This window comes from Shinella kummerowiae, assembly GCF_009827055.1.
GTDB lineage: Bacteria > Pseudomonadota > Alphaproteobacteria > Rhizobiales > Rhizobiaceae > Shinella > Shinella kummerowiae.
In genome coordinates this window covers 25,533-49,346 of sequence record NZ_WUMK01000019.1, presented here as the reverse complement: position 1 = coordinate 49,346, position 23,814 = coordinate 25,533, and the positions used below count along the sequence as shown (strand labels likewise).

The following is a 23,814-nucleotide window of genomic DNA, read 5'->3' as shown; positions in this document are numbered from 1 at the left end:
TTCACTCTGGGGACGTGGTATCAGACTGGTGGGCAGGAAGCATCGAGAATTGCAGAAGAACCTGACGCAAGCCTTCGCCGGTCGGCTTGCCGCTGCCGGCTATCATGGATTGATCGTGAGGAGCTTTGCACCCGGCGCGGCCCGAGACGATGCCAATTTAGTCCTTTGGACGTGGAGCGATGCGGCGCCTTGCCGGCTGACGCTAATCCACGACGAAGGTCGCCTGTCGCGATAGGTCGGTGTCGACCGACAACTACACATCGACATGAAACTGGCCAGCTGGAGACCGCCCGCCCTTTTGGTTTTCCACCCATAGCGTCATTCAAGAAATCTTGTTTCTTAAGCTCTTGAAAGGAATCGAACCGGCGCCCCCCTGCGAGAACGCAGTCATCAACTAAGCGGTAGATGTTCCGGCCATTCCTGCGCGCCGTGGAGTACGCGAACAATTCGAACTGTCGTCTCGGTAATAGCGTAGACAGCGACGTATGGCGTTCCATTGATGACGAGTTCGCGTGTCCCGCCAATTCTACCCACGCGCCCGCTGGCAGGAAAATCGAGCAGGCGGCGGGCGGCGGTTACGATCCGTTCATCAATCAGGACGGCTGCTGCGGGATTATCTGCCTCGACGTATGTGAAGATGGCGTCACGATCCGACATTGCAAAGGCAGACCAAGTAAGTTTCACGATTCTCGCACACCAGCATTAAGGCGGGCCGCCGCTCGACGTTTGGCAAAGTGCGCCTCCGCCTCGTCGTCCGATAAATCCGGTCGAGTATCGTTTAACGCTTCAAGCACTTTGGTCCGAAACCAGGCGTCATGTGCTTCACTGCCAGAAAGAAGTTCAAGAGGCAGCGCCCCCTCGTTGGCAGTCCGGGTGAGCATGATACGAACCGCATCAGATACCGTGAGGCCCATGCTTTCAAGCACTGCGGAAGCACGGTCCCGGATTTCAGAATCAATACGTGTTTGTACGAGAGCGTTTGCGGCCATGGCAATCTCCATATTCAACGAGAATGTAATGCAATTGAATGACGTTTTCCAGATAAAGTTTCACATCGTCATTCCCTGCTCACGGCTCTCTTAATAGCCATTGATGGAAGCCTAACCTCCATAGGAAATCAAAACTGGGAGGATCCAGAAAAATTCTGGAGTTGAATGTTCATCGCAGGAAAACTCGAAAACGGCCCAAAGAAAAGGCAAAGAAGGACGCACCGATAACGAGCATAGCGACAAGCTGAGGCCAAACCACATCCAGTCCGGCGCCCCGAAAGAGCACCGCCTGCGCCAGCATCACGAAATGCGTGTTGGGCGCCGCCAACATGATGAGCTGGATGGCATCGGGCATGCTTTCGCGCGGGGTGACGCCGCCCGACAGCAGTTGCAGCGGCATCAGCACCATCATCAGCAGGAGCCCAAACTGCGGCATCGATCCGGCCACGGTGGCAAGGAAGATGCCAAGGCACGTCATTGCGAAGATATCGAGCGCCGCGCCGGCGAGGAACAGGGTAAGCGAGCCGTTGAGGGGCACGGCGAGCAGACCTTCCACGACGAAGATGAGACTGAACGCGGCGGCGGCTAGCACGACGATGCCCATCGACCAGAGCTTGCTCACCATGATCTCGAAGGCCGTCACCGGCATCACCAAAAGGTGCTCGATCGTGCCATGCTCGCGCTCGCGGATGAGCGCGGCGCCGGTCAGCACGATCGACAGCATGGTGATCGACGTGATGACATCGCTGATCGCGCCGAACCATCCCTTGTCCAGCTCCGGGTTGAAGCGAGCGCGCAGGTCGAGAGAGACGGGCAACACGGTTTGCTGGCGATGGCCGGCGAGGAATTCGTCCACCTCACCCGATACGATCGCCTGAACATAGCCGCCGCCGGTGAAAGCCTGCGACATACGCGTCGCGTCGATGTTGAGCTGGAGGGTCGGCGCCCGGCCCGCGAGAAGGTCACGCTGGAAGCCCGGCGGGATGTCGAGCGCGAACGTGTCGAGGCCGGCATCCATGCGGCTGTCCATCTCCTGTTGCGAGATGAGCGACGGCGCGAGGAAATAGGGCGGGTAGAAGGCGCTGGCGATGCGCGCCGACACGGCCGACCGATCCTCGTCGACGATGGCGATCGGCGCCCGGTTGAGCGTTTCCGGCATTGCCTTCGAGGCGGTGTAGATCGCCAGCGTGAAGGCATGGACGATCAGGAGGAGAAGCACCGGATCACGGCCGAGGCCGCGCAGTTCCTTCATGCCGAGATGGAGGATGTTCGCCGCCCGCATCAACGTGCCTGCTTTCTGAGGAAGAGGACGCCGAGGCCGACCAGAACCGGAATGGCGATGAGCAGCGGCGTGAAGGCGCTAGCGAGGTCCGCAAGGCCGAGCGCCTTGGAGAAGGTGCCGCGCGCGATGGTGATGAAATGGGTCGTCGGATAGATTCGGCCGATGAAGGCGCCGAACCCCTGAAGCGACGTCACCGGATCGATGAGGCCGGAATATTGCGAGGCGGGCAGCATGGTGACGAGCGCGGTGGCGAAGATCGCCGCTATCTGGCTGTTCAGGAAGGTGGAAAGAACGAGCCCCATCGCCGTCGCCACGATGACATAGAGGAAGGCCGCCGCCGACAGCGTGGCGAAGCTGCCGGTGAAGGGCACGTCGAAGACGATGATGGCAAAGGCCATCATCAGGACGAAATTCATCATCGCCACGGCCACGTAGGGGATCTGCTTGCCGATCAGGAACTCCAGCCGCGTCACCGGCGTGACGTAGAAATTGACGATCGAGCCCAGTTCCTTCTCGCGTACCACGCTCAGCACCGCCAGCATGGACGGGATCATCAACAGCAGCATGGGAATGACCGCGGGCACCATGGCGTCTAGGCTGCGCACATCGGGATTGTAGCGATAGCGGACCTCAAGCTGGAAATCGCCTCTCGCGGCATCCTTGCCGTAGGTCTCGCGCGCCTTCTGCGCGAGCCAGGCCATGTGCATGCCTTCGACATACCCGCGGGCGGTTTCCGCCCGCATCGGCATCGCACCGTCGATCCAGGCGCCGACAGCGACGGGGCGGCCGCGCGCCAGGTCACGTCCGAAGCCCGGCGGGATTTCCAGCGCAAGGCTGATCTCGCCGCTTTCCATGCGCCGGTCCATGTCGGCATGGCCGGCGAGCGGCGGCCTTTCGGTGAAGAAGCGCGAGCCCGAAAGCTGGAGGCCGTAATCCCGGCTGATGGCGGTGTCGTCCTGGTCGAGCACGGCGAAGGAAAGGTTCTCGACATCCATATTGATGCCGTAGCCGATCACCACCATCAGGATCAGGCTGCCGATGGTGGCCAGCGTCGCGCGGATCGGGTCGCGCAGCAATTCCAGCGTTTCGCGCCGCGTATAGGCGAACATCCGCCGGAGGTCGAACACGCGGCCGTGGGGATGCGGGCTTTCCTCCTGCGACGGTGGTGCTTCTGGCACGGACTCGGTGGCCCCTTCGACCGGCGCAGCCTCTTCCAGATAGTCGACGAAGGCGGCTTCCAGGGTATCGGCGTTGCGGCCGGCGACGATGGCCACTGGCGTGTCGGTGACGAGGACCTTGCCGGCATGCATCAGCGAAATGCGGTCGCAGCGCTCGGCCTCGTTCATGAAATGGGTCGATACGAAGATGGTGACGCCCCGGCGCCGCGACAGGTCGACGAGGATGCGCCAGAAGCCGTCGCGGGCGACCGGATCAACGCCGGAGGTCGGCTCGTCGAGGATCAGGATATCGGGCGCATGGATCGTCGCGACGGCGAGCGACAGCCGCTGGCGGATGCCGAGCGGCAGAGCGCCGGGCAGCGCGTCCATGTGGCCGACGAGCGCGAACTGCCGGGCCTCCTCCTCGACCCGGGCCGCGATATCGGCAGCGGACATGCCGAAGAGGCGCGCGTGCAGCTCCAGATTCTGGCGGACCGTAAGTTCCGAATAGAGGGAGAAACCCTGCGACATGTAGCCGACGCGCCGCCGCACCGCGATGTCGCGCGGATCGATCTTGCGGCCGAACAGGCTTGCCTGCCCGCCGCTCGCCTCCAGGAGGCCGGTCAGCATCTTCATCGTGGTCGTCTTACCGCAGCCGTTCGAGCCGACGAAGCCGAAGATCTCGCCGCGCGCGATGCGGAAGCTCACGTCGTCCACGGCCTTGAAATCGCCGAAACGCCGGCTCAGATGTTCCGCCTCGATGGCGACCTCCCCGTCCATGTCGGCGGGGCGCGGCGGAATGACAACTTGATGGTGTTCCGCTCGCTTTTCAGCGGGCAGCAGGGCGATGAAGGCGGCGTCGAGGTTGGACGTATCCGTATGGCGCAGAAGCTTGTTCGGCGTGCCGGAGGCAAGAATCCGCCCGCCGTCCATCGCCACCAGCCAATCGAAGCGTGCGGCCTCCTCCATGTAGGCCGTGGCGACGATCACACTCATGCCCTCGCGGCGAGCGCGGATCCGTTCGATCAACTGCCAGAACTGTCGGCGGGCTAGCGGGTCGACGCCAGTCGTAGGTTCGTCGAGGATCAGGAGGTCCGGATCATGGATCAGCGCGCAGCAAAGGCCCAGCTTCTGCTTCATGCCACCCGAAAGCGCGGCTACGGGCCGATCGGCAAAGGGCGCAAGGCCTGTGCTTTCGAGAAGCTCGGCGATTCGCCGCTCCCGCTCCTGCCGCTCGTGGCCGAAAAGCCGGCCAAAGAAATCGATATTGTCTAAGACGGAGAGGGTCGGATAGAGGTTGCGCCCGAGGCCCTGCGGCATGTAGGCGATGCGCGGATAGACGGCGTGCCGGTGCGCGGACCGCGCCATGTCGCCGCCGAGTACCTCGACGTGCCCCTCCTGCATTGCCCGCGCTCCGGCGATCAGCGACAGCAGGCTGGACTTGCCGACACCGTCGGGGCCGATGAGACCCATCATGCAGCCGGCCGGCATGTCGAGCGTGACGGCATCAAGCGCTCGCGTCCTGCCATAGGAAAGCCCGACATTTCCCAGCCGGGCCACCCGGTGCGGCGCGGTTGCCTGCGGGGTCATTGCAGGAGGGTTCCGTTAAGGGCGGCGGGCCATTCCGCCTTCGGATCGAGCCGAATATAGGCGACGCCGGGAAGGCCCGTCTTCACCTGCTGGATATATTTGCGCAGCAATTCTGGTGCGATTTTCGCCTTGATTCGGAACATCAGCTTCTGGCGCTCCTCCTCGGTCTCGACCGTCTTCGGGGTGAACTGCGCCACGTCGGCGACGAAGGTCGCCCGGGCGGGAATGACATATTGGGGCGCGGCATCGAGCACGAGGCGGACCTCCGTGCCGATGGCGACACGGCCGGCATCGGCGGTGGACAGGAAGAACGTCATGGAGACATCGCCGAGATCGACAAGGTTGAGCACCCGGCCGCCGCTGCCGAGCACCTCGCCCGGCTGGGCGACGCGATACTGCACGCGCCCGTCGCGCGGCGCCCGCAGCGTCCCGTCGTCGATTTCCGTGTCGATGGCCTCGATCGCGGCGCGCGCCGCGTCCACGGCGGCCTGCGCATCCACGACCATCGCCCGCGCCGCATTGATCGCCGCTTCGCTCGCTGCAAGCTGTGCCCTGGCGGCGGCCACCGCGGCGGCGGCGCTGCGCTCGGCTGCGCGGCCATTGTCGAGGATCTGCTGCGAGACCGTGTTGCTGGCGGCGAGCTGTTCCGAGCGCGCCAGCGTGCGTTGCGCAACATCGTGCTCGGCTTCGCGCTGCGTCACCACGGCGGCGGCCGCCGTCTTCTCGGCCTCCCGCTGGACGATCAGCGTCCCGGCGGTGTCCACGCCGATGGAGGCGCGCTGTAATTGCGCCTCCGCCTGCCGGCGACGGGCCGAAAGTTCCGCCGTATCCATGCGGGCCAGCACATCGCCCGCCTTCACGAAGTCGCCTTCGTCGACGAGGATATCCTTGATCCGCCCCGGCGATTTCGCCGAGATATCGATCTCGACGGCCTCGATGCGCCCGTTGCCGCTCGCCAGCCCGTTCGGCAGCGCACCATTGCCGGCCTGCAGCCAGGCATAGAACCCGCCGACCGATAGGGCCGCGAGCAGGAGGAGGGCGAGCCAGAGGCGGCTACCGGCTATCATGACGGCTCCCTTTCCTGGCAAGCGGGCCGACGCAGGGACCCTGATGCTCTGTGCCTGTCCCCAACGATGCGATCACGGCCATTGCTCCGTCTTGAAAGTCTTCAGAATGAAAATCAGAACCCGGCCGCGACGACCTTGATCCGCGTCAATGCGACAGGGCGACGGCCGGCGTTTTCTGGGATGCCCGCCGGATCGAGCCGATCAGGCGAAGCAAGGTCGAGCGCGGCAGCGCGTCGACGAGCGACTTTCCGGCGGGAAGCACCGCCGCCCCTCCGCCCCGCCGTTCTGGGCGCGCGACGAAGTCCGGGGCGACGGCAATGAGGACGATTATTCAACGCAAAGGAGATCAATCATGGCCGAAGCTGCCACCAAAATGCCCGTCACGAAGACGACAGCCCCTGCCAAGCGCGAAGAGCGCCGTCCGCTGGAAAGCCTGCGGCGTGACATCGATCAGCTTTTCGAAAGCTTCCATCCCTTCGACTGGCGCCTGCCGTCAAGCGTCTTCGGTTTCGAACTGCCGCGCATGTCCCGCGACGAATGGCAGGTGCTTCCCGCGATGGATCTCGTGGAGAAGAACGATTCCTACGAGATCACGGCCGAGCTTCCCGGCATCGAGGAGAAGAACGTGGAGATCAAGCTCTCCAATCACACGCTGACGATCAAGGGCGAAAAGCAGGAGGAAAAGGAAGAAAAGCAGAAGGACTACTACCTCTCTGAGCGCCGCTACGGCTCGTTCCAGCGCAGTTTCCAGCTTCCCGACGGGGTGGACGCCGACAAGATCGACGCCGCCTTCGCCAAGGGCGTGCTGACCGTCAAGTTGCCCAAGACCGCCGAGGCGAAGCAGGCGGAAAAGACCATCGCGGTCAAGGCTGCATAATCATTGCGACCATCACCGGTGCGCCGGCCGGCGCGCCGGGATTCTCCAAGGAGACGCCCCATGAGCGGCACATCGATCACCAATTTTACGCAGGCCGCGCAACAGGCGCAGCAATGGGTCAATGAGCTCGCCGAGGATCTCGGCTGGACGCAGCCGCGGGCCTATCACCTGCTGCGGTGCGTGCTGCATGCCCTGCGCGACTGGCTCTCGCCCGAGGAGATGACAGACCTCTCCTCGCAATTGCCCGTTCTGGTGCGGGGCATCTATTTCGAGAACTGGAAACCCCTCGATACGCCCGTACGGGAGCGCAAGAAGGAGGATTTCATCGCCCGCGTCGAGGACGCCTTTTCCGGTGATATGCTGAACGACCCGGACGAGGCCGCGCGCGCCGTCTTCCGCCTGCTCGATAGGCACATTTCCCATGGCGAGATCGTGCAGGTCAGGAACTCGATGAGGAAACCGCTGCGCGACCTTTGGCCGGCGGCCTGACCTCGCCCTCTGAAATTCGCTGGAGCGGCGGAAAGTCCTCAGGAGTGATCGTCTCACGCTCCATCAGCAGGCGGGCGCCGGCCCGAAGGTCGTCGATGCGGGCGCGTAGCAGATCCCGCGCCGCGGCGCCCGCCTCTTCCAGCATGCTGCGCACGGCAAGATCGACCTCCCGCGCCGTTGCCTCGGCATAGTCCCTCGGCTGCAAACACGCGCCGTCGCCCAGCCATTGCTGTTTCTCTTCTTCCAGCACCGCCGGGCCGAGCGCGCCGCTCATGCCGAACCGGGTGACGCTCTGGCGCGCTATGTCGGTCGCTTTGGCCAGATCGCCGGCCGCCCCTGTCGAGATTTCGTCGTAGACGACTTCCTCGGCCGCACGGCCGGCCAGCAGCACGACCATCCGCTCCTTCAGTTCGCTGGCGGTGATGAGGAAGCGGTCGTCGGTCGGCCTTTGCAGCGTATAGCCGAGCGCACCGATCGAGCGGGGAATGATCGAGACCTTGTGGACGGGATCGGTCTTTGCCAGCGAGGCGGCAGCCAGAGCGTGGCCCATCTCGTGATAGGCGACCCGCTCCCGCTCCTCGGGCCGGAGCAGCCGGCCGCGCCGCTCGGCGCCGGCGACGATGCGCTCCACGGCCTCGGTGAAATCGGCCATGGTCACCTCTTGCGCGTTGCGGCGGGTGGCGAAGATCGCAGCCTCGTTGACGAGATTGGCAAGGTCCGCGCCGGTGAAGCCGGGGGTGATGCCCGCAATGTCACCAACATTCAGCCCCGGTTCGGTCCTGACCTGCTTCATGTGCACCCTGAGGATCGCCTCGCGGCCCTTGCGATCCGGCCGGTCGAGCACGACCTGCCGGTCGAAGCGGCCGGCGCGCGTCAAGGCCGGGTCGAGGATTTCCGGCCGGTTGGTCGCCGCCAGGAGGACTATGCCGACGCGCGGATCGAAGCCGTCGAGCTCGGAAAGCAGTTGATTGAGCGTCTGCTCCTTCTCGTCGCCGCCGCCATAGCCGCTGAAGGGCGTGCGCGCCCGGCCGAGCGCATCGAGCTCGTCGATGAAGATGATGCACGGGGCCGCCTTGCGCGCCTGCTCGAAGAGATCGCGCACCCGCGCCGCCCCGACGCCGACGAACATCTCGACGAATTCAGAACCGGAGATCGAGAAGAACGGCACGCCGGCTTCGCCCGCGATCGCGCGGGCCATCAGCGTCTTGCCGGTGCCGGGTGGGCCGACGAGCAGGATGCCCTTGGGAATGCGCGCACCGAGGTGGCCGTATTTTTCCTTGTCCTTCAGGAAGGACACGATTTCCATCAGTTCAAGCTTCGCCTCATCGGCGCCGGCTACATCTTCGAAGCTCACCCCGGTCTCGCGCTCGACATAGACCTTCGCCTTGGACTTGCCGATATTGATGAGCCCGCCCATGCCCTGCCGCTCGGCGAAACCGCGAAAGAGGAACATCCACACACCGAAGAAGAGCAGCATCGGCACAACCCAAGACAGGATCGTCGAGAGCCAGTTGCTGTCGCTGCCACCCGTCACCTCGACCCCGGCTTTCTCAAAGGCCGCCGCCGCGTCCGGATCGACGCGGGTGGAGAGGAACAGGCTTTTGCCATTGAACGGCGCCTTGAAGCGGCCCTGCACTGTGGTTTCCGTGATCGTGACCGATGCCACCTTGCCCTCGTCCACCATCTGCATCAACGCGCTGTGGGAGAGTTGGGCGACGTCACGCCAGGCAAGCCATGTCTGAAATGCGCCGAGCAGAAAGAGCGCCAAAAGGAAATAACCGACGTTGAACGTGTGTTTGCGATCCATATCGCACGCCTCCTCTTCGAGTATCGCCTATCTTCCTTTCATGTCCGGTCGGCTGTATCCTTGACACCGGTCAAAACTCTCCTCCCGATGGCGCCTGGGCTGGCGCCCCGATAGGAAACCATGCCGGCGCGCGACATACCGGGATTGCAGGGGCGATTCCTGCAGGCGATTTTTTCACGCCGCTTCGAAGGAAGCGCCGGGTATGGATTGGCGCTGGTATCTGTCGCGGGCATTTTCGGGATCCGTTGGCTGCTTCAGAGCGTGCTCGGCAATACCGCCACGTTCATCCTCTTCATTCCCGTCATCCTGATCGCCGCGATCGCCGGGGGCATGGGGCCTGGACTTCTCGCTCTTGCTCTGTCGCTTGCCAGCGCAACCTATGTCGCCGGTCCCTACGGGACGATCTGGCTGCAGGTTGCGATCTTCGCGATGGTCGGACTGGCGATCACCTGGATGGGCGAGATGCTGCACCACGCGCGCCGGGCCATCGACAGGACGGAGAACGCACTCAGGACGCGCGAAGCCCATCTTCGTTCGATCCTCGACACCGTGCCCGACGCGACGGTCGTCATCGACGAGCGAGGTTTGATCACCTCCTTCAGCGCCGCGGCCGTGCGGCAGTTCGGCTATGTGGAATCCGAGGTGATTGGCCACAACGTCAACATCCTCATGCCCGAGCCCTACCATCGCGAGCACGACGGATACATCCAGCGCTATGTGACGACCGGGGAAAAGAGGATCATCGGGATCGACCGCGTGGTCGTCGGCCTGCGCAAGGATGGCTCCACCTTTCCCATGAAGCTCGCGGTCGGGGAGGTTCGGTCGGGCAATGGCCGGTTCTTCACGGGCTTCATTCGCGACCTGACAGAACGTGAAGAGTCCGAGGCGCGGTTGCAGGAAATCCAAAATGAGTTGGCGCGGCTCGCGCGCCTCAATGAGTTGGGGGAAATGGCCTCCACACTTGCGCATGAACTCAATCAGCCCCTCGCAGCCATAGCGAACTATTCGCAAGGCTGCGTCCGACTGCTGGAAAAGATGAAGGAGGAGCCCGCCACCCAGATGCGGGAAGCCCTGGAGGATACCGCAAGGCAATCGCTGCGCGCCGGGGAAATCATCCGTCATCTGCGCGAATTCGTCACGCGCGGCGAAACGGAAAAGGCTCCGCACGACCTGCGGAAACTGATCGAGGAAGCCGGCGCGCTCGCGCTTGTCGGCTCCCGGGAACTCGGCATCCGGTCGGTTTTCGCCTTCTCCCCTAACACCAAAGAGGTGCTTGTCGATCGCGTGCAGATCCAGCAGGTTCTCATCAATCTGATGCGCAACGCCATGGAAGCCATGCGGGATGGCGAGCGCCGGGAACTGATCGTGCGCACGCTGGCGGATGGACCCGATCAAGTGGTCGTCGAAGTCGAAGATACGGGGCCTGGCATCTCCGACGAGATCGCGGCCCGCCTGTTCCAGCCCTTCGTCACCAGCAAGGCAAGCGGCATGGGCATAGGGCTTTCCATATCCAAACGTATTGTGGAGGCCCATCGGGGCGATATTTCTGCGCGGCGCAACGAGAACGGCGGAACGACATTCCGGTTCTCGTTGCCGGTCGCCGGGCAAGGGACAGACCATGAAGCCTGATAGCTATGTCGTGCATATCGTCGATGACGAGGAGCCGGTGCGAAAATCACTGGCCTTTCTTCTCACCATGTCCGGCTTCACCGTGCGGGTGCACGAATCTGCCACAAGCTTCCTCGCTGTCGCGCCAACGCTCGCACATGCCTGCCTTGTGACGGACCTGCGCATGCCGGACATGAGCGGCGTCGAATTGCTGGAAAAGCTTGGAGCGATCAGCGCCCTCCCCCCGGCAATCGTCATCACCGGGCACGGCGACGTGCCCATGGCGGTATCGGCCATGAAGGCGGGTGCCGTCGACTTCATCGAAAAGCCGTTCGAAGACCAGACGCTGATCGACGCAATCACACGGGCTGCAAGCCGCCTCGAGGAGACGGTCGAAATCTTCGCCGACGATGGGTTGCTGCGCACGCGCCTGGGCAGCCTTTCGGATCGAGAACGTCAGGTTCTGTCTGCTGTGGTTTCAGGCCTGCCCAACAAGACCATCGCCTACGATCTCGACATCAGCCCGCGCACTGTCGAGGTGCATCGCGCGAACATCATGTCGAAGATGCAGGCGAAAAGCCTGGCGGAACTCGTCCGCATGGCCATCGCCCTCAAAGTCGCCAATGCCCATCGCTGAGGCCAGCCGCGGGATAGCCCACCGCGCCTGAACGGCACAGCTACGCAATTTCCCTTACGGACATGACCGAATTTCGTTTCGCACGATTTGCGCAATGATCTCCCATCGACTTCAGGGAGAAGATCATGACCGTTCATGATAAAATTCTGACATCGTTTCACCGCAGCACCGTGTTCGATCCGAAAATTGTCCACAGACCAGCGGGCGACGCACCGACATACTTCGCCGCCGGCGCCGAAATCTACGCGCAGGGCGAAAAGTGCGGCGGTCTCTATACCGTGGAGTTCGGCGCCGTGCGCGTCTATCGGCTGCTTGCCGACGGGCGCCGCCAGATTTCCGCCTTTCACCTCGCCGGCGAGATGTTCGGGTTCGAGACGGACGTCACGCATCATTTCTTTGCCGAAGCCCTCTGCGCGACCGGGATAAGGATACAGCGCACCACGCTCCTCCACGGCGATCTTGCCGGCGCGCTTCTGCCCATGGCGCTGCAGAGCCTCGTGCGGGCGCAGGAACACCTGCTTGTGCTCGGCCGGCAGAACGCGACGGAACGTGTCGCCGCGTTCCTGCTCGACATGTCGGATCGCCAGGGCGGCCTGCGAACGATCGAGCTGCCGATGGCGCGCGCCGACATCGGCGACTATCTCGGCCTCAGCATCGAAACCGTCTCGCGCGTGTTTTCCCGGCTCCGCCAGAAGGATGTCATCCGGCTGCCGAACCTGCGGGGCGTCGAGATCGTCAAACGTCAGGCGCTGGAGGACCTCGCCGCCTGACGCACAGCGACCGAACAGCAGTTCATTCAAACGCCGGTCCCGACTTCGAAAGTCAACGGCCAAAGAGGAAGACCAAGATGATCCTACCGAACGGCACAACGGTGGCAGTCGCCGACGGGCATACGCTGCTTCTCTTCAAAAACATGGCGCACGAACCCGGCATCGAGCTTGCCACACTGCCCGCCCCCCGATTGCCGGAGGAACATGGCGGCTCCGGCACCCGCCACAGGAATAGCATCGCGAACCCTGACAAGGCGCGCCTTCTGGAAGACGACTTCGCGTCCACGGCCTGCGCCGCGCTCAACCGGACCGCCGTTGCAGGCGACATCAGCAAGCTGCTCATCATCGCGGATGCGCGAACCCTCGGCGAAATGCGCCGTCACTTTCACCGGAGCCTGCGGGAACGGCTGCTTGGCGAGATCGTCAAGGACATGACCGGACGCTCCAAAACGGAGATCGAGACAGCCATCCGGACGGCTTGAGCGCCTTCGCACCCGGCTCCTCGAGTATATCGCTCAATGTGGCAAGAGGTTTCCACTGCCCCTTACAACCTGGACCTCGAACTGGCGGTCATGGACCGCGACGGGACGCACACGCTGATTTTTCCGTGCCGCCGCACGCTAGTCGGGTGGATAAAATCAGGAACGCGGGAACGTGTCGACGTAACGCCCACGCATTGGCGGCCTTGGATCGATGGTGCACGGCCGACAAACATCGAGCAGTAGAGAAGGCTTAAAAATATGCGGGTTTTGACGCGGGTCAACGCCCATCAGCTCTTCGCATCAGAAAATGATCGGACACAGGGCGGGAATGGTGCCCGCCGGAAGAACGAGGTGAAAGTCATGAATGACAGCACATTGAGACAGGATATCCTGGACGAACTCGACTTCGAACCCAGCATCGACGCCGCCGATATCGGCGTAGCGGTGGAAAATGGCATCATCACACTGACCGGGCATGTCCCGACCTACAGCCAGAAGCTCAAGATCGAGGACGTCGTGGGGCGGGTCAAGGGTGTCAAGGGCATAGCCCAGGAGATCGAAGTGCGGCCGTTCGGAACCAACCGCACAGCCGATGACGAAATCGCCAAGCGCGCCGTCAACACGATCGCCTGGAACACATCGATCCCCGACAACGCCGTGCAAGTGAAGGTTCAGAAGGGCTGGGTTACGTTGAGCGGCAAGGTCGACTGGCAGTATCAGCGGATCGCGGCCGCCAATGCCGTGCGTGACCTCGCCGGCGTCGTCGGCGTGACGAACCAGATCGAGATCAAGCACCACGTCTCGGCGGTGGACGTAAAGAAGCGGATCGAAGATGCGCTGAAACGAAATGCGGAGGTGGAAGCGCAGGCGATAAAGGTCGCGGTACTCGAGGGCGGCAAGGTGCGATTGGACGGTCGGGTCCATGCGTGGTCCGAACGCCGTGCCGCCGAACAGGCCGCCTGGGCCGCCGCCGGCGTCCATGCCGTCGAGGATCACATCTCCGTCGGATGATGTGAGACGCCCAGACGACGGCCGGTGAGGCGGAGGCATTGCTTCCGCCTCACGTTTTTCCGCGTCATGTGCCGGAGGTCGCGATGAAAGCGATGGTCCTGGAAAGACCGGGAGCAGAGTTGGTCCTGGTCGAGCGCCCCAACCCGATCCCCGGGCCAGGCGAGATAAGGCTCGAAGTCGAGGCTTGCGCGGTGTGCCGGACGGATCTCCATGTCGTCGACGGCGAACTGGAGCATCCGAAACTGCCACTCGTGCCAGGGCATGAGATCGTCGGCATTGTCGACGCCGTCGGGCCGGGGGTCGATACCGCGCGCATTGGCCGGCGCGTCGGCGTACCGTGGCTCGGGCACACCTGCGGCGCCTGCCCCTATTGCAGGTCCAACGCGGAGAACCTCTGCGAAGCGCCCCTCTTCACCGGCTACACGCGCGACGGCGGCTTTGCCACCCATGCCGTGGCGGACGCCGAATTCGCCTTCGACCTTGATCCCGACGCCGATCCGGTCGCACAGGCTCCCCTTCTCTGCGCCGGGCTGATCGGCTGGCGCGCGTTGATGAAGGCCGGCGACGCAAAGCGTATCGGGCTCTATGGCTTCGGCGCGGCCGCTCATATCATCGCGCAGGTCTGCCGCTGGCAAGGCCGTGACGTCTACGCCTTCACCCGGCAGGGCGACGAGGATACGCAACGGTTTGCACTGAGCCTCGGCGCCGTGTGGGCCGGCGGGTCACAGGACACCCCACCCATGCCGCTTGATGCCACCCTGATCTTCGCGCCCGTGGGCGAGCTCGTGCCGGCAGCGCTGCGCGCCGTCCGCAAGGGCGGCCGTGTCATATGTGGCGGCATACACATGAGCGACATCCCCTCCATCCCCTACGCGGTTCTGTGGGGAGAGCGGGAGCTTGTTTCGGTCGCCAACCTCACGCGGCAGGATGCGACGACGTTTTTTCCCGTGGCACACGCGGCCGGCGTGCGCACGCACACCAGAGCCTATCCCCTCGCCGCTGCGAATGAGGCTCTCGCGGACCTCCGGGCTGGTCGCCTTGCCGGAGCGGCAGTGCTGGTTCCCTGACGCCGCGGCCGGCTACGCGGCACGCGCGCCAAGCGCTCGCATCGTCGCGAGCCATTTATCGTGCTTGGCCTCGCTTGCGCCCTCCACCGGACCGAACAGCGTTTCACGAACCGGACCGATGCCGACGAAATTCAGGATATTGCGGCGCATACCCGCGATGCCGTGGCCGAGATACCAAAGCCTGTAGAAGAATGCCGGCATTCCCATGGTCACGACCACCCGTGCGGACCGGCCCTTGAGCAACGTCTTGCCGAAGCCGCCCTTCCCATTGTCGCGATAGGCGAAAGCCACACCCGGACGCATCACCTGTTCCAGAAAGGCCTTCAGCAGCGCCGGCATGGTGCCGAGCCAAAGCGGAAACACGAAGACTATATGCTCGGCCTCCCCGATCGCCTGTGCAGCGTCCTCCAGCGTCACCGGCAAGGCGCGGTCTACGAACTCCTCCTGCGTACGCAGCAGCGGAAAATCGATCGTTGCGATATCGACGAGCCGTACCTCGTGGCCTGCCGAACGGGCGCCATCGGCATAGCTGGCGGCAAGCGCCCTGCACAGACGCCTCGGTTCAGGGTCGGGGTGGCCGATGATGATGAGGATACGGCGCGGCATGGCGATCTCCTTATGAGACACCATCAAACGCCATTGCCGCGCGCGTGCCTTGATGCGCGTCAAACGCAGCGTTTTGCGCCCCCACGGCGGCGCTCGCGCGCGAAGAACCAGTGCTTCACCGTTTCGGAAGCCGCCAGATAGGCGAGCGTGATCACCATCAGGCCACAGACAACCGGCAGCGGCAAGCCGACGAAACCGAACCAGTCCGCACCCGGCAGATAGGGGATCGCGACGGCGAATACCGCAACGGCCAGCGTCAGCCAGGAAAGCAGGGCGCTCGGACGGCTGCGCCAGAAGGTCGTGCGCGTCCGCACGACAAGCACGATGGCAAGCTCCGTGATCAGGGATTCGACGAACCATCCCGTCTGGAAGACCTGAGCCGTCGCTCCGGCGACAAGGAGCAGGAAGCCGAAGGTCAGGGCGTCGAAAAGCGAACTGACCAATCCGAACGTCACCATGAACCGGCGAACGAAAGCGATGTCCCACCGCCGCGGCGTGCGGACCTGATCGGTATCGACATTATCGGTGGCGATGGCGAGTGAGGGCACATCCGAGAGAAAATTGTTGAGAAGGATCTGCGGCGCGAGCAACGGTAGGAAAGGCAAGGCGAGCGAAGCGAAGGCCATCGAGATCATGTTGCCGAAATTCGCACTGGTGGTGATGGAGATGTATTTCATCGTGTTGGCGAAGGTTTTCCGGCCGTCATCGACCCCGCGCAGCAACACGCCGAGGTCGCGCTCCAAAAGGATCATGTCGGCCGCCTCCCGCGCTACATCCACCGCACCGTCCACGGAAATGCCGACATCGGCCTCGTGAAGGGCCGGCGCATCGTTGATGCCGTCGCCGAGATAGCCGACGACATGGCCGTGCCTGCGCAGCGCCGCGATGATGCGTTCCTTCTGGTTCGGGTCGATCTCGGCGAAGATGTCGTTCTGCGTGACGCGGCGCACCAGTGCCTCCTTCGTCAGTTGGCTCACCTCCGTTCCCGTGAGGATGCGGCGATGCGGCAGGCCAATGGTTTCCGCGAGATGGGCGGCGACATAGCGGTTGTCGCCGGTGATGACCTTCACCCTGATGCCGCGGGCAGTCATTGCCTTCAGTGTTTGCGCCATGCCCGCCTTGGGCGGATCGAGGAAGAGCAGGAAGCCAGCAAAGGCAAGGCCGGCCTCATCCTGCCGACCATACGCATCCTGCGGTTTTGAACGGCGCACGGCCAGTCCCAGGACGCGGTAGCCCTGCCCGCTCCACGCCTGCACCCTCGCATCGATCGCCGCGGCCTGCTGCGCATCCATCGGCACCGGCGCGCCGTCATCGCCAAGGACATGGGTGCAGGCCGCGACCACGGCCTGCACCGCGCCCTTGCAGATCATCAGATCCTCCGGCTCGCCCGCACAGCGGACCACCACCGTTAGCCGCTTGCGGATGAAGTCATAGGGAATCTCGTCCACCTTGGCGTAGGCGGCAAAGTCATCCTCCGGTCGCTTGCCGGCGGCGATGGCCTCGTCGAGCGGGTTTGCCATACCGACCTGCAGCGTCGCATTGAGCAATGCCCAGAGCCGCACCTGCGGGGCTTCGACACCGGAGATAGCAAGGCAGGCATCGAGATGGATGACGCCCTCGGTCAGCGTGCCGGTCTTGTCGGTGCATAGAAGGTCCATGCTGCCGAGGTTCTCGATGGCGTCAAGGCGGCGCACGATGAACCCGTTCGCAGCCATGGCGCGGGCGCCTCGCGCCAGCGTCACGCTGATGATCGCCGGCAACAGCTCCGGCGTCAGCCCGACAGCGAGCGCAAGCGAAAACAGCAGCGAATCCACCGCCGGTCGATGCAATAGAAGATTTGCGAAGAAGACGAGAATGACGATGACCAGCATGATCTCCGTCATGAGATAGCCAAAGCGGCGGATCCCCCGCGCAAAATCGGTCTCCGGCGCGACATGGGCGATGGTCGCGGCAATGGTGGCGAATTCCGTCGTCCCGCCCGTCTTCACGACCGCCATCGTCGCCGTGCCGCTGCGCACGGAGGTGCCGGTGAAGGCCACGTTCGTCCGCTGGCCAATGAGAGCTTCGGGCGCACAGGTATCCGCCGTCTTCACTACGGGGAAAGTCTCCCCGGTCAGCGCCGCCTCGCTAACATTGAGGTCGCGCGTCTCCAGGAGGATGCCATCGGCCGGGACGAGGTTTCCGGCCGAAAGCCGGACGATGTCTCCCGGCACGACCTCCTCGACGGGAAGCAGGGTTTCGCGCCCGTCGCGCAGCACGAGCGCCTTGCGGGCGATACGGGCGGTGAGCGCCTGCATCGCCTGGGAAGCGCCGTATTCCTGCGTGAAGGAGAGAAAGCAGCTCGCCAGCACGATAACGCCGATGATAGCGGCTTCGCTTCCCTCGCCAACGATGCCCGATACGGTCGCCGCGAAGATGAGGATGAGAACGAGTGGACTGCGGAACTGCCGCGCGAAAGCCGCAAACGCGGAAACGCCGTGCCCTTGCCGGATCGTATTGGCCCCGACATCGTTGAGACGCACCTTCGCCGCCTCACTGGAAAGTCCGTTCGCACTGGTGTCCAGCGAGGCAAGCAGCGTGTCAACGGGGACCGACCAATAGGCCGACGCAGCTTCCATGGCCGGTGGCGAGGACGTTTTCGGCTGCATGTGCGTATCTCCGGCCTTGGCCACCCCGTTCGAGGATCTGTCAGCTCGACATGAAGCGGTTGAGCCGGATTTCGTCGAGCAGCGAACGAGTCACACCGCCGAAGGCCCATTCCCTCAGGCGGCTGTGCCCATAGGCGCCGGACACGACCAGGTCAGCATCATGCCTGTCGATCAGCTCGACGAGGCTCTCGGTTTCACGGCTACTTTCCACGGTTTCGCTACGTGCGGTCACACCGTGACGTGACAGGAAGGAGACCACATCGCCTATGCTCTCGCGCGCCCATTCGTCGATGACGGAAGCGACAGTAGCAACGATGACGTCACTCGCCGCCTGCAGTAACGGCATGGCATCCGCGACCGCGCGCCGCGCCTCGCGCGTGTCCTTCCAGGCAACGACGATCTTCCGGCCAACACGGTGCTCCGTATCACTGCCGACGACCAGAATAGGCCGCCCCAGTTGCAGCACTGCGCTGCCCGGATCGACCCGGCGAGCCGTATCCTTCGTCGCCGCACCGTCGGTCGCCTGTGTGACGACGATGTCGGCGATCCTCGCCGCCTGCACGAGGGCGTAAGTGGGCCTTTCCTGCGTGGCGCGCCAATCGGTCTCGACCGCACCGGCGACGAGCGCTTCGAACTCCTTTCGCAGTTCCTTGAAACGCCGCTCGTCGTCGTCGCGCATCTGGCGCCATACCTGCGCGGCAAGCTCTGCACCCTCGGCTCCGGTGACCGGCAAATACGCATCTGCCGCGCAGAAACCGGTCAACCTGGCGTTCGAGCGCTGCGCCAGTTCGCTGGCCGCCTTCACGACCGGAACGATCGGCCCATCGATATCCAGATTCACAAGAATGGATTTATAGCTCACTGGACTGTCCTCCGTCCGACCTGTCTACTTGTCAAAACGATAGAGCTTGGAACGAAAGACACCTTGACGCGGATCAAGCCCGATGATGCCTGACGTTTCAGGCATCGACCGGCTCTATCCATGTTCCGCGAATGCCCGCAATGATCTCCACGGCGTCCTCCAGCCGGCCGATTGCCGCCGGTTTACCGGCAGTACGGGCGAAGTCGATGCCCGCCTCGACCTTCGGCCGCATGGAGCCGGCGGGAAAATCACCCGGCGCCAGATCCGATGCCCGCACAATGCCGAGCGGAATGGCGGCGTCCGTGCCCCACCCACGATAAACGGCATCGACATCGGTCAACATGAGAAGAAAGTCCGCGTGGAGTTGGCGCGCGAGAAGTGCGGAGGCATAATCCTTGTCGATGACGGCTTCGACGCCATTGAGGCTGCCATCCTCCCGTTCCATGACGGGGATACCACCACCGCCCGCGCAGATGACGATGACGCCGCGCTCGACGAGAAAACCCAGCACCTCAGCCTCCAGGATTTCCAGAGGTTTCGGCGAGGCGACGACGCGGCGCCATTTGTCGTTGTCGGCGGCAATCTGCCAGCCACGCTCCGCTGCCAGCCGGCGGGCCGTTGGCTCGTCATAAACGGGACCGATGGGCTTGGTGGGCGCCGCGAAGGCTGGGTCGCGCGGATCGACCCTCACCTGCGTCAAGAGGGCGGCGAACAACCTGTCCTTGACGGCATTGCCGAGTTCTTGTTGCAAGACGTAGCCGATCATACCGGCGGTTTCGGCGTCGAGCACGTCGAGGGGGAACGGCGAGCCGGGCGTGGCGGCCGCCTGGAGGGCGAGCAGGCCCACCTGTGGCCCGTTGCCGTGCGCAATCAGCAGCGAATGGCCGGCGGCGATCAGCCTGGCGAGCACCGCCGCCGCGCGCCGGATGTTGGCGCGCTGGTTCTCGGCGGTCATCGGCTCGCCGCGTCGCAAGAGGGCATTGCCACCGAGGGCGACAACAATCTTCATGTCAGCCCCCGAGCGTGGCGACCAGGATTGCCTTGATCGTATGCATACGGTTCTCCGCCTGGTCGAAAACGACAGATGCGGCGGATTCAAAGACCTCGTCAGTGACCTCCATGCAGTCAATGCCAAAACTGCGGGCGATATCCTGCCCGACCTCCGTCTCCGCATTGTGGAAGGCGGGCAGGCAATGCATGAACTTGGCATGTGGCCTTCTCGTTGCAGCCATGAGATCCCGGGTCACGCGATAGGGCGTCAGAAGTTCAATTCGATCGCGCCAGGCGTTTTCGTTTTCGCCCATGGAAAGCCAGACATCCGAGTAGACGAAATCAGCCCCGAGCACCGCGGCGTTGACGTCCTCGTCCATCCGGAAACTGCCACCACTTTTCTCAGCCAGAGCGCGGACATGGTCGCAGAACGTCTCCTCCGGCCAGAGCGAACGGGGCGAGGCAATACGCATATCCATGCCGACCTTCGCCGCGCCGATGGCAAGGGACATCGCAACATTGTCGCGCCCCTCCCCGACGAAGACGAGCGTCATGTCGGAGAGGTGCTTGTGCGAGAATTCGCGCATGGTCATGAAATCGGCGAGCACCTGGGTCGGATGGGCCTCGTCCGTCAGGCCGTTGTAGACAGGAACCCCAGCATAGGCGGCCAATTCGTCCGCCTGATGCTGACTGAAGCCCCGGAACTCGATGGCATCGTACATGCGCCCGAGCACACGCGCCGTATCCTTCATCGACTCCTTGTGCCCGATGTGGCTACCCGAAGGGCCAATATAGGTGACATGGGCCCCCTGGTCGTAGGCCGCGACCTCGAAACCGGAGCGCGTGCGGGTAGAGTCCTTTTCGAAGATCAGGGCGATGTTCTTGCGGGCAAGGCGCGGCACCTCCGTGCCGGCCTGCTTGGCGGCCTTTAGCTCGACGGCAAGGCGCAGCAGGTAGCGGATCTCCGCGCCGGAGAAATCGTCCAGCGTCAGCACGTTGCGGCCATGCAGATTGACAGGCATGTCAGTTCCTCCTTCGTCAAATCGGATCGCGCGCGATGGGGCAGGTCATGCAGTGGCCGCCGCCACGCCCGCGGCTGAGCTCGGCGCCCTCCACGGTGATGACCTCAATGCCGGCACTGCGCAGCAGTGTGTTGGTGTAGACGTTGCGGTCGTAGCCGATGACCACGCCCGGCTCGACGGCGACGACATTGTTGCCGTCGTCCCATTGCTCGCGCTCCGATTCGTAGGCGTCGCCTCCGGTGGAAACGATGCGCAGGCTCTTCAACCCCATCGCTTCCTTCACAACCTCCACGAAGGGTCGTTGCTCCTCGACCACTTCGATAGCTGCCTTGCCCTCTCCCGGTCGAAGCGAGAAGGTGCGCAACCGCTCGACTACCGGCGGATACATCGTCGCCAGATCCCGGTCGCAGAAGGTGAAGACGGTATCGAGATGCATGAAGGAGCGGTCACGCGGCATCAGGGCGGCGACGACATGGGTCGCCTCGCCGGCCGCAAACAGGCTGCGCGCCAACCCGCCGACCGCCTGCGATGTCGTGCGCTCGCCCATGCCGACCAGCACGACACCGCCGCCAATCGGCATGACGTCGCCGCCCTCCAGGCTCACGCCCGGGCCCAATTTGTCGGGAGAAACGAAGGGCAAGGCGGCATCACGGAAGCGCGGATGGAACCTGTAAACGGCTTCGACATTGGCCGCCTCCGGCTTGCGTGCCGGCCAGTACATGGCGTTGACGGAAACAGAGCGATAAATCCAGCAGGAGCTGTCACGCATGAAGAGCTGGTTCGGCAGCGGTGGCAGCACGAAGTCCTGCGGCAGTAGCGTCCGACCCGTCAGCCCAAGCGGTTGGAAAGGCAGTTCGGCGCGCGCAATGCCGCCGACCAGCAGCGAGGCGAGCCCTTCGGCCGGCATCTCGTCCAGCCAGCCGCGCAGCTCGTCCACCATGTCGTAGCCGACCACGGAAGCGTCGACGCGCCGGTCGAGAAGCCAGCCGCGTGCCTCCGGAAGGGCCATGGTATCCGCCAACAATTCGCCGAAGAGATGCACGGTGACGCCCCGCTCGCGCAGCGCATCGACGAAGACATCGTGCTCCTGACGGGCGCGCTTGACCCAGATCACGTCATCGAAGAGCAGTGCCTTGCAATTATCAGGGGTGAGACGGCGGAGGCTGAGATCAGGCCGGTGCACGATCACCTCGCGCAGCCGGCCGACTTCGGAATGAGCGCCAAGAGCGGCCATGACAGTTCCTTTCGGATTCAAAGGGCGCTGACCGCGCCGGTCCACATGGCGTAGGCGGCATAAAGCCCCACTGCGACCAGCGCGGCGGCGAGTACCGCTTCGACAGGATGGAAGACACGCTCGCCTTTCTCCCTGCGCGCCCAGACGAAGAAGACAATGCCCGGCGCATAGAGGATGGCGCACATGAAGAGATACGAAAGGCCGGCCGCATAGACGAGCCAGAGGCCATAGACTGTTGCCAGAAGGCCGATCAGCATCGGAAGAGTGCGATACTCGCCCTCGCGATACCCCTCGCCGGTGATCGCCAGCTTTGCCGCATAGGCGCCAGAGAAAATGTAAGGGACGAGAATGGCGGCCGAGGCGATGAAGAACAGCGCCTGATAGGTGCTTTGCGCAAAGAGCGTGATGACGAGGAACGCCTGCACCAGAAGATTGGTGATGAGCAGCGAGGTGGATGGTACGCCCCGCGCGTTCTCACGGCCGAAGAACGTCGGCATGGTGCCGTCCCGGCCCGCGACATGCGGCACTTCGGCGGCAAGCAGGGTCCAGCTCAGGAAGGCGCCGATCACCGAGACGACAAGCGCCAGATTGATGAGCACGGCACCCCAGGGTCCGACGACCGCCTCCAGCACGCCGGCCATCGACGGGTTCTTGAGGGCGGCGAGTTCCGGCTGGTTCAGGATGCCGAGCGACAGCAGCGAGACAAGTGCATAAAGCGCAAGGCAGGTGAAGAAGCCGAGCACGGTGGCCGTGGCGATATCCTTGCGCCGCTCGGCGCGGGCCGAAAACACGCTGGCGCCTTCGATACCGATGAACACCCACAGCGTCACCAGCATGGTGCTCTTCACCTGGTTCATGATCGAACCGAGGTCGGCATTGCCGAGACCGGTGAAGTCGGCGTTGAAGACGTCTACCTTGAAGGCCACCGCGACGATGCCCGCGAACAGTACGATGGGAGCGATCTTGGCAACGGTGACGACCAGGTTGACGATCGCCGCCTGGCGTACGCCAGCCAGAATAAGGAAGTGGATTACCCAAAGAAGGACCGAGGCGCCAAGCACCGCCTGCCAAGAGTTGCCGTCGCCGAAGGCGGGGAAGAAATAGGATAGCGCGCTGAAAACGATCACCGCATAAGAAACATTGCCGACCCAGGCGCTGATCCAGTAGCCCCAGGCACTGTTGAAGCCGATGAACGGCCCGAAGCCAGCCTTTGCATAGGCGTAGGGACCGGCATCGAGATCCGGCTTTCGCGTCGCCAGCGACTGGTAAACGAAAACCAATGCCAGCATGCCGACGGCGGTTATCGCCCAACCGATCATGATGGCGAGCGGCCCGGCTCCTGCCGCCATGTTCTGCGGCAAGCTGAAAACGCCCGATCCCACCATGGAACCGATGACGAGCGCGGTCAGCGCGCCCAGATGCAGCTTGGTTTGCTTTGTCGCCGAGGCGGCGGTGCTGGAGGCGGAGTGAACATCTGCGGCAGTCATGGCGGGTCTCCCGGAGTTCGAAAACATAGCCAAAGACTGCGCCTCCAACTCGCAGGTCGCTTTGATCGGCGTCAAAGCGCCGCTGAGGCCTGAAATTTCTCGCAGGGGGACCGGCCGTTGACGGGCGTCAAA

The 23,814-nt window shown here is 63.6% G+C and carries 22 protein-coding genes; 9 read left to right on the top strand and 13 right to left on the bottom strand.

The features are described 5' to 3' along the window. A partial coding sequence (locus GR138_RS29400) for an RES domain-containing protein (RefSeq protein WP_246200834.1) occupies positions 1–235 on the top strand: 235 nt, incomplete at its 5' end. Between the two features lie 155 nt (positions 236–390). Here GR138_RS29400 and GR138_RS29395 read toward each other — a convergent pair. The 5 genes from GR138_RS29395 to GR138_RS29375 form a co-directional block, all read right to left on the bottom strand. Further along, positions 391–684 carry a type II toxin-antitoxin system mRNA interferase toxin, RelE/StbE family gene (locus GR138_RS29395; protein WP_160862823.1) on the bottom strand — a complete coding sequence of 98 codons (294 nt, stop codon included), beginning with the start codon at positions 682–684 and terminating at the stop codon, positions 391–393. Then, positions 681–989 (bottom strand): type II toxin-antitoxin system RelB/DinJ family antitoxin, encoded by a 309-nt coding sequence (locus tag GR138_RS29390; protein ID WP_160862822.1) that lies wholly within the window; start codon positions 987–989, stop codon positions 681–683. Before GR138_RS29390 ends, GR138_RS29395 begins: the two co-directional genes overlap by 4 nt. Before the next feature lie 169 nt (positions 990–1,158). Further along, a complete protein-coding gene (locus tag GR138_RS29385; RefSeq protein ID WP_160862821.1) occupies positions 1,159–2,271 on the bottom strand; it encodes an ABC transporter permease in 1,113 nt (370 codons plus the stop codon). After that, positions 2,271–5,018, bottom strand: coding sequence for a ribosome-associated ATPase/putative transporter RbbA (rbbA, locus tag GR138_RS29380; protein ID WP_160862820.1), 2,748 nt, complete (start codon positions 5,016–5,018; stop codon positions 2,271–2,273). Before rbbA ends, GR138_RS29385 begins: the two co-directional genes overlap by 1 nt. Further along, complete coding sequence (locus tag GR138_RS29375; RefSeq protein WP_160862819.1) at positions 5,015–6,085, bottom strand: HlyD family secretion protein; 1,071 nt, start codon at positions 6,083–6,085, stop codon at positions 5,015–5,017. Before GR138_RS29375 ends, rbbA begins: the two co-directional genes overlap by 4 nt. Before the next feature lie 352 nt (positions 6,086–6,437). Here GR138_RS29375 and GR138_RS29370 point away from each other — a divergent pair, with 352 nt between their 5' ends. Together GR138_RS29370 and GR138_RS29365 are read left to right on the top strand one after the other, a co-directional pair. Beyond that, the gene (locus GR138_RS29370) at positions 6,438–6,962 is read left to right on the top strand and encodes an Hsp20/alpha crystallin family protein (protein WP_160862818.1); all 525 of its coding nucleotides are present in this window, start codon (positions 6,438–6,440) and stop codon (positions 6,960–6,962) included. Positions 6,963–7,022: 60 nt separating this feature from the next. Continuing rightward, positions 7,023–7,451 (top strand): DUF2267 domain-containing protein, encoded by a 429-nt coding sequence (locus GR138_RS29365; RefSeq protein ID WP_160862817.1) that lies wholly within the window; start codon positions 7,023–7,025, stop codon positions 7,449–7,451. On the opposite strand, the gene ftsH is transcribed toward GR138_RS29365, so the two are convergent. After that, entirely contained in the window at positions 7,402–9,258 is a 1,857-nt protein-coding gene (gene ftsH / locus GR138_RS29360; RefSeq protein WP_160862816.1) for an ATP-dependent zinc metalloprotease FtsH, read from the bottom strand. The genes GR138_RS29365 and ftsH overlap by 50 nt on opposite strands. A gap of 120 nt (positions 9,259–9,378) precedes the next feature. Between ftsH and GR138_RS29355 the strand changes: the two genes are divergently transcribed. The 6 genes from GR138_RS29355 (at position 9,379) to GR138_RS29330 (ending at position 14,833) form a co-directional block, all read left to right on the top strand. Then, positions 9,379–10,887, top strand: a complete 1,509-nt coding sequence (locus GR138_RS29355) for a PAS domain-containing sensor histidine kinase (protein WP_160862815.1) — start codon at positions 9,379–9,381, stop codon at positions 10,885–10,887. Continuing rightward, the gene (gene fixJ, locus GR138_RS29350; RefSeq protein ID WP_160862814.1) at positions 10,877–11,503 is read left to right on the top strand and encodes a response regulator FixJ; all 627 of its coding nucleotides are present in this window, start codon (positions 10,877–10,879) and stop codon (positions 11,501–11,503) included. Before GR138_RS29355 ends, fixJ begins: the two co-directional genes overlap by 11 nt. A gap of 125 nt (positions 11,504–11,628) precedes the next feature. Continuing rightward, on the top strand, positions 11,629–12,273 hold the full coding sequence (locus GR138_RS29345) for a helix-turn-helix domain-containing protein (RefSeq protein ID WP_160862813.1): 645 nt from the start codon (positions 11,629–11,631) through the stop codon (positions 12,271–12,273). Positions 12,274–12,350: 77 nt separating this feature from the next. Further along, positions 12,351–12,755, top strand: a complete 405-nt coding sequence (locus GR138_RS29340) for a baeRF12 domain-containing protein (RefSeq protein WP_160862812.1) — start codon at positions 12,351–12,353, stop codon at positions 12,753–12,755. Positions 12,756–13,115: 360 nt separating this feature from the next. After that, positions 13,116–13,766, top strand: a complete 651-nt coding sequence (locus GR138_RS29335; protein ID WP_160862811.1) for a BON domain-containing protein — start codon at positions 13,116–13,118, stop codon at positions 13,764–13,766. 83 nt (positions 13,767–13,849) lie between these two features. Beyond that, on the top strand, positions 13,850–14,833 hold the full coding sequence (locus GR138_RS29330; protein WP_160862810.1) for a zinc-dependent alcohol dehydrogenase family protein: 984 nt from the start codon (positions 13,850–13,852) through the stop codon (positions 14,831–14,833). A 12-nt stretch (positions 14,834–14,845) separates the two neighbouring features. Here the strand turns inward: GR138_RS29330 and GR138_RS29325 are convergent, their stop codons facing one another. The 7 genes from GR138_RS29325 to arcD form a co-directional block, all read right to left on the bottom strand. Beyond that, positions 14,846–15,439, bottom strand: coding sequence for an NAD(P)H-dependent oxidoreductase (locus tag GR138_RS29325; protein WP_160862809.1), 594 nt, complete (start codon positions 15,437–15,439; stop codon positions 14,846–14,848). A gap of 59 nt (positions 15,440–15,498) precedes the next feature. Further along, positions 15,499–18,087 (bottom strand): magnesium-translocating P-type ATPase, encoded by a 2,589-nt coding sequence (gene mgtA / locus GR138_RS29320; RefSeq protein WP_160862808.1) that lies wholly within the window; start codon positions 18,085–18,087, stop codon positions 15,499–15,501. Between the two features lie 40 nt (positions 18,088–18,127). Further along, positions 18,128–18,949 (bottom strand): universal stress protein, encoded by an 822-nt coding sequence (locus GR138_RS29315; RefSeq protein ID WP_160862807.1) that lies wholly within the window; start codon positions 18,947–18,949, stop codon positions 18,128–18,130. A 97-nt stretch (positions 18,950–19,046) separates the two neighbouring features. Beyond that, positions 19,047–19,958, bottom strand: a complete 912-nt coding sequence (gene arcC, locus GR138_RS29310) for a carbamate kinase (RefSeq protein WP_160862806.1) — start codon at positions 19,956–19,958, stop codon at positions 19,047–19,049. Between the two features lies 1 nt (position 19,959). Next, the gene (argF, locus tag GR138_RS29305) at positions 19,960–20,961 is read right to left on the bottom strand and encodes an ornithine carbamoyltransferase (RefSeq protein ID WP_160862805.1); all 1,002 of its coding nucleotides are present in this window, start codon (positions 20,959–20,961) and stop codon (positions 19,960–19,962) included. Positions 20,962–20,977: 16 nt separating this feature from the next. Then, positions 20,978–22,195 carry an arginine deiminase gene (locus GR138_RS29300; protein ID WP_160862804.1) on the bottom strand — a complete coding sequence of 406 codons (1,218 nt, stop codon included), beginning with the start codon at positions 22,193–22,195 and terminating at the stop codon, positions 20,978–20,980. 17 nt (positions 22,196–22,212) lie between these two features. After that, on the bottom strand, positions 22,213–23,682 hold the full coding sequence (gene arcD, locus GR138_RS29295; protein ID WP_160862803.1) for an arginine-ornithine antiporter: 1,470 nt from the start codon (positions 23,680–23,682) through the stop codon (positions 22,213–22,215). Positions 23,683–23,814: the final 132 nt, after the last annotated feature.